Annotated in this window: 2 protein-coding genes; one reads left to right on the forward strand and one right to left on the reverse strand. The window is 68.1% G+C overall.

Annotated elements, in window-relative coordinates; genetic code table 11:
* Positions 1-131: 131 nt before the first annotated feature.
* On the reverse strand, positions 132-1328 hold the full coding sequence (gene nadA / locus ACFWZ5_RS31195; protein WP_384806574.1) for a quinolinate synthase NadA: 1197 nt from the start codon (positions 1326-1328) through the stop codon (positions 132-134).
* A gap of 253 nt (positions 1329-1581) precedes the next feature.
* On the opposite strand from nadA, the gene ACFWZ5_RS31200 reads away from it, so the two are divergent.
* The gene (locus ACFWZ5_RS31200) at positions 1582-1938 is read left to right on the forward strand and encodes an iron-sulfur cluster assembly accessory protein (protein WP_189732815.1); all 357 of its coding nucleotides are present in this window, start codon (positions 1582-1584) and stop codon (positions 1936-1938) included.
* The last annotated feature ends 56 nt before the right edge of the window (positions 1939-1994 follow it).

Consider the following 1994-nt stretch of genomic DNA (forward strand, 5'->3'; position numbering starts at 1 on the left):
GTTCGGGGTCTCGCCCGGGGGGTGGGGTTGGTCGGGGGGGGGGGCGTGGTCACCAACTTTAGAACGGCCCTTGGGGTGTTGTGGGGCGTCCGAATGGCCGTACCCCCCTCACCCCTCCCCCTCAGAAGCAGCTACGGCAGAGCAAGCATCCGCTCGAGCGCCAGCTTCGCGAACTGCTCGGTCTCGCGGTCGACCTCGATGCGGTTGACGAGCTTGCCGTCGGCGAGGGACTCCAGGGCCCAGACCAGGTGCGGCAGGTCGATGCGGTTCATGGTGGAGCAGAAGCAGACCGTCTTGTCGAGGAAGACGATCTCCTTGTCCTCGGCGGCGAAGCGGTTGGCCAGGCGGCGGACCAGGTTCAGCTCCGTGCCGATGGCCCACTTGGAGCCCGCGGGGGCCGCCTCCAGGGTCTTGATGATGTGCTCGGTCGAGCCGACGTAGTCCGCCGCGGCCACGACCTCGTGCTTGCACTCGGGGTGCACGAGGACGTTCACGCCGGGTATCCGGGCCCGCACGTCCTCGACCGACTCCAGCGAGAAGCGGCCGTGCACCGAGCAGTGCCCGCGCCACAGGATCATCTTCGCGGCGCGCAGCTGCTCGACGGTCAGGCCGCCGTTCGGCTTGTGCGGGTTGTAGACGACGCAGTCGTCGAGGGACATCCCCATGTCGCGCACGGCGGTGTTGCGGCCCAGGTGCTGGTCCGGCAGGAACAGGATCTTCTCGCCCTGCTCGAACGCCCACTCCAGGGCCCGCTTGGCGTTGGACGACGTGCAGATGGTGCCGCCGTGCTTGCCCGTGAACGCCTTGATGTCGGCGGAGGAGTTCATGTACGAGACGGGCACGACCTGCTCGGCGATCCCGGCCTCGGTCAGCACGTCCCAGCACTCCGCGACCTGCTCGGCCGTGGCCATGTCGGCCATGGAACAGCCCGCGGCCAGGTCCGGCAGCACGACCTTCTGGTCGTCGGTCGTCAGGATGTCCGCGGACTCGGCCATGAAGTGCACACCGCAGAACACGATGTACTCGGCGTCCGGCCGCGCGGCCGCGTCCTTGGCCAGCTTGAAGGAGTCGCCGGTGACGTCCGCGAACTGGATGACCTCGTCGCGCTGGTAGTGGTGGCCGAGCACGAAGACCTTGTCGCCGAGCTTCTCCTTGGCGGCGCGGGCGCGCTCCACCAGGCCGGGGTCCGAGGGCGACGGCAGGTCGCCGGGGCACTCCACGCCGCGCTCGCTCCTCGGGTCGGCCTCCCGGCCGAGCAGGAGCAGGGCGAGCGGGGTCGGCTGGACATCGAGCTCGACGCGGTCCTCGGTGGACTGGGCGGTGGTCACGGCACACACCCTTTCTTCAGTGACGAGCGCGGCCGCAGCCGCGCGCGAGGTGGGGCCGATGGCGGCCCCACGAATCCTTTTCGTCGAATTGACGTTATCTATCATAACTGCTTCACGTCAGTTTGACGATGGCCATAGTGTCGATGTGACGCATCCCCTCCGCGGTGGCGTGTGCGAGCATGGGAATGAACAGGCGGCCCCGCCGGTTGGACCGGTCGGCAAGCAGTCTCCGTACACACCGGGAGAGAAGCAGATGTCCGTATCGGACGAGACCACCACCGTGAGCGACGGCATCCTCCTGTCCGACGCCGCCGCGGCCAAGGTCAAGGCCCTCCTTGACCAGGAAGGCCGCGACGACCTGGCGCTGCGCGTCGCCGTTCAGCCCGGTGGCTGCTCGGGCCTGCGCTACCAGCTGTTCTTCGACGAGCGCTCGCTCGACGGGGACGTCGTCAAGGAGTTCGGCGGCGTGAAGGTCGTCACCGACCGCATGAGCGCCCCCTACCTGGGCGGTGCCTCCATCGACTTCGTCGACACCATCGAGAAGCAGGGCTTCACGATCGACAACCCGAACGCCACGGGCTCCTGCGCCTGCGGCGACTCGTTCAGCTAAGCCGTACGTACGAAGGAGCCGGTAGCCAAGACTGGTCACGCCCACATCGGGCGGGT

Source organism: Streptomyces sp. NPDC059003 (genome assembly GCF_042740445.1).
GTDB lineage: Bacteria > Actinomycetota > Actinomycetes > Streptomycetales > Streptomycetaceae > Streptomyces.